This is a genomic window from Candidatus Zixiibacteriota bacterium, from assembly GCA_034439475.1.
GTDB lineage: Bacteria > Zixibacteria > MSB-5A5 > GN15 > FEB-12 > JAWXAN01.
Window position 1 is genome coordinate 1 of record JAWXAN010000049.1, and the last position, 7,453, is coordinate 7,453.

Here is a 7,453-nt window from a genome sequence, read left to right on the forward strand (position 1 = left end):
ACTCGGGTACCCCACTCCGCCATCGGCGGACGGTGGGTTCAATATCTGATGTCAGGCGTCCGCCGCGGCGGACTGACTTCACCTTAAAAGATTCCGAGAATTAGACTGTATCGTACGACAGGAATTAATTTCCCAGTTTTTTTATTGATTCGTCTTTGCTGAGACCATATCCTTTCTGCCTATGCCACGCCGTGTAAATAGAAACAAGACCTCGATTTTTGCTCCCGCCGGAAATCTAATCAAGCGGATTTCGCTTGAAGATTCACTTTTTCGAAGACGAGCGGTTCGGATCGGCTTTGTTATGATAGCCTTTATCTTCTGCTACTCGCTTCTCTCTGGGGCGTATAGCCTTCCGCAAGTTGTAAAACTTTCGATGGAGCGCGATGGTCTAATCCAATCTAACAGAGAGCAATTTGCCGCGCTTGTCGATGCCGAACGTATAAAAGGCATGTTGACAAATAATCCACTCTATATCAAATTTATTGCGCGAACAAAATATCACATGGTATTTCCGAACGAGACGGTCTATCGCCATCGAGGACACTGACCGACATGCCGATTGAAAAATCGGAGGGAGTGATTCTCAAATCATTCAATTGGTCAGAATCATCGCGGACAGTGGTATTTTTCACGCGTCGTTTCGGCAAACTGCCGCTGGTCGACAAAGGGGGGCGCTCCTTTAAATCCAAACGCGGGCGGCTGATGCCGTTCACGCGAATCGACCTCACGTTCTATGCCTCCGAAAAAGAAAGCAGCGGCTATTTATCCGATATCGAACCGCTTCACGAATTTTCCTTCGAGCACGAAGGAACACTCGGACGGCTCGCCTACGGCTCAGCGGCCTGCGAACTCTGTTATGTTTTGCTCCCTCAGGAACATGCCCAGCCCGATTTATATGACTATTTTCTCACCTACCTCGACCATATCGACCAGTCCGACCGACGCGCCTTGCCGGCTCTATTTCTGACCTTCTTTCTGCGCCTCATCTCCCATCTCGGCTATCATCCGTCTCTTTCATTCTGTGCCGGGTGCGGCAAAGAGCTTGAAAAAATCCTAAACGAGGAAAACCAAGCCGGAAATGACCCAATTTCCTTCGGGCCGGAACGGGGAGGAATCGTTTGCGCCGCTTGCAAGCGGGCCGGAGAGTATTATATTCCCCTTCCGGCGGCCGAGGTACGACGTATGTCAAAACTTCAGCGCGCATCACTGCACGAGGCCGCAGTCGAGTTTATGGGCTACGAAGATGCCACACGGTTGCTTGATGCGCTGATGAAATTTTTGCAGTACCATGCCGGTGTCGGCGCAGACTTGAAATCATTGGATTTCTTAGAGAAGTTGAAACGAACGCAAATCGGATAACAGAAAGATAGACTCTCCCATGACCGCTAAACCCGTCAATGACACAATGGAAAAACTCGTCTCGCTCTGCAAGCGGCGCGGGTACGTTTTCCCTTCATCTGAAATATACGGCGGCCTGAACTCCTGCTGGGACTACGGCCCTCTTGGCGCGGAACTCAAGCGCAATATCAAATCCTTCTGGTGGAATGCCATGACCAACCGCCGCGATGACATCGAAGGACTCGATGCCGCAATCCTTATGCACCCCCAGGTCTGGCACACATCGGGACATGTCGCGGAGTTTACTGACCCGCTTATCGACTGCAAAACATGCAAGGGACGATTCCGCGCCGATAAACTCGCCGAGTGCCGCTGCCTGCAGAAACCCTCAAAAACTCCGTTCGAATGCGGCGGCGAACTAACCGCCGCGCGCAATTTCAATCTCATGTTCAAAACGTTCATGGGGCCGGTCGAAGACGAGTCCGCCGTCATCTATATGCGCCCTGAAACAGCGCAGGGGATATATGTCAACTTTTTGAATGTCAAAAACTCATCCCGCCAAAAAATTCCTTTCGGCATTGCCCAGATCGGCAAGGCCTTCCGCAACGAGATCACCCCCGGCAATTTTATCTTCCGCACCCGTGAATTCGAGCAGATGGAAATGCAGTTTTTTATTCATCCCTCCGAGGACGACAAATGGTTCGAATACTGGCGCGAGATTCGATGGGACTGGTACAAACAGCTGGGCCTTAAAATGGAAAAGCTCCGCTGGCACCACCACGGCGAGGGAGAGCTTGCCCATTATGCCAAAGCCGCCTATGATATCGAATACGAGTATCCCTTCGGATGGCAGGAACTCGAAGGTATTCACAACCGGACAGATTTCGATCTTGGCCGCCACATGAAAGCGACCGGAAAAGACCTCAGATATTTCGACGAGCGCTTCACCGAAAAATTTGTGCCGTATATTATCGAGACCTCAGCCGGATGCGACCGGACTTTGCTCACCACTCTTGTCGATGCCTACGACGAAGTTACTATCAACGACGAACAGCGCGTGTTCCTGCGTCTGTCTCCCAAAATTGCGCCCATCAAAGCCGCGATATTTCCGCTTGTAAAAAAAGACGGCATGCCTGAGTTTGCCAACAACGTCTACAACGATTTGAAAAAGAAATTCAAAGTCTTCTATGATGAATCTGGCGCGGTCGGAAGGCGTTACGCGCGAATGGACGAAGCGGGATGCCCGTACTGCATTACTGTCGACGGCCAGTCATTGGAAGATCAGACGATGACAGTGCGCGACCGCGAGACGATGGAACAAACGCGCATGACCACCCCGGCGATCATGGCATTTTTGGATGAAAAGGTGAACGGGTAAGGGGGGATGCTATACCGTCTGTCGGGCTGGGGCTCGCGTTAGAGTTATTTTGGACGTTAACGATTAATGCTTAAGAGATCCCACATAGCGGCAATGGAAAGCATTGGTTTCGAACGATGCAAAATGCGGTGACAATTTGAACAGACAAGAGCAATATTAGGTATTTTTGTCATTTGATTTCCCTTAAGTTCAGAGACCGGAATTGTATGATGTGCTTCTATGAATCCGGCACCTACTCTTCCAAAAGTGTCTGCGAAAGAAAAATCACAAACATCACATCGCAATTCTCCTATCATCTGAAGTCTGTACTGTTTTGCCTTTCTGACAATTTTCGGATCTCGCTCGAAACTGCGGTGTAACCGGTATCTCTTCCTGCCTTCTGGAAAACTAGTTTCTTCGTCCTCAGTTATTATGACACCCAAGTGTTTTTTTAGGCCATTGCTCTTTACGAGGATAGTGAAGCCTTCCTTAATAAGAAAATCCTTTGCAGTGACGGCATTGAATAGCCCAGCCGGTAGTTCTTCACCTCGAACAAATTTAGCTGCTTTTGAGATTACTAATTTAGGTGGATAATAATTCCCGTCAAGGAACAGATCGTAGCGATAAGAGTTTCGCCGTTTTGGGATTCCCGACTTATCAATTTCTCGAATGGCTTTTCGGATGTGGGAATGTCTTATTTAGGTGGGGATTTTCATTTTTCTAAGTGTTTGATTCTTAAAAGTCGAAGATCTGTGATGATATCTGCAAATCCCACGAGTATTGCCCAAGTTACTATGCCGGAAACAAACCAAAAAGCCGTCATTGATATGCCGAGTTCTTTAAGCAATTGATTTTCTTGGGCAAGGCTGATCATAGATAAAATTAGTGAGCAAAATAGCTCAACCCAAGCGATGACTCTCAGAAGTTTGGCCGAGGTGGGAGTGTTGTCAATTACAAGTGGACTGTTGTCTCCATCTGGCCCGGATGCTACTTTGAATTCCGTTTTTGCTTCGGTAATAATACTGTCTGCCGAAACTATAAAAAAACCGCGGCAGGCTTTACATATCCCTTGTTCCCCAATCATGAGAAAGGTGACAATCGGCTTATCGCAGTTTGTGCAATCAAATTTACGAGGTATTCAATATTCTTCCTTATGTAGAATAGGACTGTCGAGACCACTTGTCGAGACCACTTGTCAACCCCACCACCTCTTGCACCTCCCCACCTCCCTCCATATATTCCCCCAATGAACTCACTCCGTAATGAACTCTGTGCGGTCATCACCCGTATCGCATCACGCGGGTGGTGTCCGGCCACTGCCGGAAACTTTTCTGTGCGTTTGCCCGGAAGTGAACTAAGAATGCTACTGTCGCCGTCGGGTGTCGACAAGTCCGCGCTCTTAGCAAATGACCTGCTTGAGATAGATGCGCGGGGAAATGTTTTGTCAGGTGCAGGAAAACCATCAGCGGAGTACCTGCTTCATCTTGCCGTCTACGAAGAGACCGCCGCCGCAGGACGCGGCGTCGCGTCCTGTGTTCTGCATGTTCATTCTGTCTGGAATACGATTCTCTCACGGGAGTTTTTACCGGCTGGAAAACTGACTCTCAGCGGCTTTGAGCTTCTCAAGGGATTGTCGTCGGTGACAACCCACGAGCATACCGAGACCATTCCCATCTTGGAAAACTCGCAAAATATGCCCGAACTTGCAAAAAAACTTCGTGTCATTTTGAAACAACAGCCCGATATTCATGGTTTCTTACTTGCCGGACATGGCCTGTATGCTTTCGGGGATTCCATCCAGTCGGCCTATCGGCATGTTGAGGCATTTGAGTTTTTGTTTGAGGTTTTCGCTCGTGAAAGGGCACGAATAGAAAAGTAGGGCGGGTCCGTCTTCGAACCCGCCAAAGAGACGAGCATAAGGAGAGAATAAAAAATGGCAAGTGTGCGCATCCCTGACCAGAACAAAGAATTGACCGAATTTTCGGTTGTCAAAGACTATCTGTCGACAATCGGAATCGGTTACGAGCGTTGGGATACGGATCATGACCTGTCCGGTTCGGTTCCGGCTGAGACGATATTGAATACCTATGCTTCCGAAATCGAAACCCTCAAAGCATCCGGCGGATATCAAACGGCTGATGTCATCGACGTCAAACCCGACACGCCGAATTTGCAGACTATGCTCGAAAAATTCAACCGCGAGCACTGGCATGACGAAGACGAAGTCCGCTTTATTATAGAAGGACGCGGCGTTTTTCATATCAATCCAAAAACCAGTCCAGTGGTGGCTATCGAAGTCGAAAAAGGGGACCTGTTGCGTGTTCCGGCCGGTACATACCATTGGTTTGACCTCTGCGGAGATAAACGTATTCGCGCCATTCGCCTCTTTCAGGACATGTCCGGTTGGACGCCAAGATATTCTGAGAGCGGAGTGGACAAGGGATATATGCCGGTCTGTTTCGGATTCACTTTCATTCCGCCTACCTTGCAGACTTTGTAAATCTTCGAGACTCACGGCTCTTGGACAACATACCTATTCCACTTCTATCACGAGTAACAGTACTTCTCCTCGACATCGAAGGCACAACCACACCCATCGATTTTGTCTACGAGACACTGTTTCCATATGCTCGTGTCAGGATCGCAAACTATCTGACCGAGCAATTGAGCGATGGCGACCGGGCGTTGCTTTTGAGCGATTATGCCGCCGAGCGCTCGCCATCGAAACCAGCATGGTCCGACCCACCTATTGATTATGTCCTCTGGCTTATGGATAACGACAAAAAAGTACAAGGTCTCAAAAACATTCAGGGGGAAATCTGGGAGGAAGGATATCGCGATGGTTCAATTCGCGGTGTCGTCTTTCCCGATGTCGCTCCGGCTATGCGCCAATGGAAAAGTGAACGCGGCCAGATATTCATCTATTCGTCAGGAAGCGTTAAAGCCCAGCAGACGCTTTTTGCATATTCTATCGAGGGAGATTTATCGGGTCTGATAGACGGATATTTCGACACCGAAGTCGGCCCTAAAAAAGAAGCGTCGAGCTATCGGACAATTGCCAGCCATATCGGAGTTCCTGTTGGCGAATGCTTGTTTGTCTCTGATATTGCCGACGAATGTAGCGCGGCGAACGAGGCTGGATTCAAGGTCCTGCTTTCGGTACGTCCGGGCAATAAACCGCAGGAGTCTACATTCACAACGATCCGATCATTCGACGAGATATTTCTGCAGATCAGTAAGCTGTAGTAGCGATATTATATCTGTTGCGTGTGGTCACTGTATTTGTATGTTTACCCTGTTGCTGACTCATGACATTGTGAATTAAGAGAGAGGTTAAATGATATCGACAAAGAAAATCGGTTTTTCCGACCAAGTTTCATCCATCCAGACGCCGAGTTTGCGTAAAATCACGCTTCGGGTCATGGCAGTGAACGGAATAAATCTCGGGCAGGGTGTCTGCCAGCTTCCGGTTCCGCCAACCGTACTTGCGGCTGCGCACCGTGCGCTGGACAATGGCATCAACCGCTACACAAGCCCCTACGGTCTTATCTCGCTCCGCAAAGCTATCGCCAAAAAACTAAAAAACCATAACGGCATTACGGCCAACCCCGAAACCGAAATCGCCATTACAAATGGAACAACCGGCGCCTTCGAAGGAATCTGCGCGACATTTCTCAATCCCGGCGATGCCGTAGTGAGCTTTTCGCCATATTATCCGTATTATGATAACGCGCTTCGCCGCTACCAAGCCGAGACCCGCTATGTCGAATTATCAGAGCCGGACTGGGATATCAATTGGGAACAACTCGATCGCTACCTCACACCTGACGTAAAATTCATTCTTCTCAATACTCCGGGCAATCCGAACGGCAAAGTCTTCTCTCAAGAAGAACTCACTCGAATTGGAAAACTGTGCAAAGACCGGGATGTATTGATGGTCACTGATGAGATTTATGAATACATGACCTATGATGGCCGCTCGCACACATCGCCCGGCTCCCTGCCCGATCTCAAAGACAATACGATAACGATGGGTGGCTACTCCAAAACGTTTGCCATCACCGGCTGGCGGATTGGCTATCTTGTCGCTCCCCCGAGAATAATGGAAAAGCTCATTGCGCTGGTGGACAATATCTATGTTTGCGCCCCGGCTCCCCTCCAGCAGGGAGTAGCCGATGCCATCGACACCCTGCCGGACAGTTTCTATTCGGATCTGAATGCAATGTATCTCAAAAAGCGCGATACGTTTTGCGCCGCCTTGGAAGAACTTGGTTTGGATGTCATGCGTCCGCAGGGGGCGTACTATGCGATGGCCGATTTTAGGAATATGTTTCCAAAGCTTGATTCGAAAGCGTTTGTGGATAGAATGATAGAGAAGACCCGTGTGGGGGCCGTTCCGGCCGATGATTTTGTGAGTGATCCGGAAAACCACCGCTGGGTGCGATTCTGTTTTGCCGTGCCGGATGAAGATTTGGCCAAGGCGGCGCAGATGCTTCGCGCGCTGAGAGATTGACGTCCGCGCTGTTTTAATGTTTTGAATGTATTCCTGGAATGACAATTCTGGCGCCTCATGATCAGATCGTTAAGAATAATGCTGAGATCTGAACGTGATTGACATTTCTAAAATAAAAATTGGTGTCATCCCCGCGCTCAGGACTGGGTGGATTCACATTTGAAGTGCAACAGTTTTCCCCAATCCGCCTGCGGCGGACTGCAGGTGTCCGAAAGTCCAGACATTTTCTCGGTGTGTTATTATAT

At 49.1% G+C, this 7,453-nt stretch carries 8 protein-coding genes; 7 read left to right on the forward strand and 1 reads right to left on the reverse strand.

The window, feature by feature from the left end; genetic code table 11:
* The first annotated feature begins 181 nt into the window (after positions 1 to 181).
* From SGI97_07510 to SGI97_07520, 3 genes are read left to right on the forward strand one after another with little or no spacing between them, the layout of a single operon-like run.
* Positions 182 to 547 carry a septum formation initiator family protein gene (locus SGI97_07510; GenBank protein MDZ4723734.1) on the forward strand — a complete coding sequence of 122 codons (366 nt, stop codon included), beginning with the start codon at positions 182 to 184 and terminating at the stop codon, positions 545 to 547.
* 5 nt (positions 548 to 552) lie between these two features.
* Complete coding sequence (gene recO, locus SGI97_07515) at positions 553 to 1,359, forward strand: DNA repair protein RecO (protein ID MDZ4723735.1); 807 nt, start codon at positions 553 to 555, stop codon at positions 1,357 to 1,359.
* 19 nt (positions 1,360 to 1,378) lie between these two features.
* Positions 1,379 to 2,716, forward strand: coding sequence for a glycine--tRNA ligase (locus tag SGI97_07520; protein MDZ4723736.1), 1,338 nt, complete (start codon positions 1,379 to 1,381; stop codon positions 2,714 to 2,716).
* 691 nt (positions 2,717 to 3,407) lie between these two features.
* Here the strand turns inward: SGI97_07520 and SGI97_07525 are convergent.
* Positions 3,408 to 3,779: a hypothetical protein gene (locus SGI97_07525; protein MDZ4723737.1), complete on the reverse strand. Its 372-nt coding sequence runs from the start codon at positions 3,777 to 3,779 to the stop codon at positions 3,408 to 3,410.
* 162 nt (positions 3,780 to 3,941) lie between these two features.
* On the opposite strand from SGI97_07525, the gene mtnB reads away from it, so the two are divergent.
* The 4 genes from mtnB (at position 3,942) to SGI97_07545 (ending at position 7,208) form a co-directional block, all read left to right on the forward strand.
* The gene (gene mtnB, locus SGI97_07530) at positions 3,942 to 4,574 is read left to right on the forward strand and encodes a methylthioribulose 1-phosphate dehydratase (GenBank protein ID MDZ4723738.1); all 633 of its coding nucleotides are present in this window, start codon (positions 3,942 to 3,944) and stop codon (positions 4,572 to 4,574) included.
* A gap of 54 nt (positions 4,575 to 4,628) precedes the next feature.
* Positions 4,629 to 5,195, forward strand: a complete 567-nt coding sequence (locus SGI97_07535) for a cupin domain-containing protein (protein ID MDZ4723739.1) — start codon at positions 4,629 to 4,631, stop codon at positions 5,193 to 5,195.
* Between the two features lie 35 nt (positions 5,196 to 5,230).
* Entirely contained in the window at positions 5,231 to 5,941 is a 711-nt protein-coding gene (gene mtnC, locus SGI97_07540; protein ID MDZ4723740.1) for an acireductone synthase, read from the forward strand.
* A gap of 91 nt (positions 5,942 to 6,032) precedes the next feature.
* On the forward strand, positions 6,033 to 7,208 hold the full coding sequence (locus SGI97_07545; protein ID MDZ4723741.1) for a pyridoxal phosphate-dependent aminotransferase: 1,176 nt from the start codon (positions 6,033 to 6,035) through the stop codon (positions 7,206 to 7,208).
* Positions 7,209 to 7,453 lie beyond the last annotated feature (245 nt).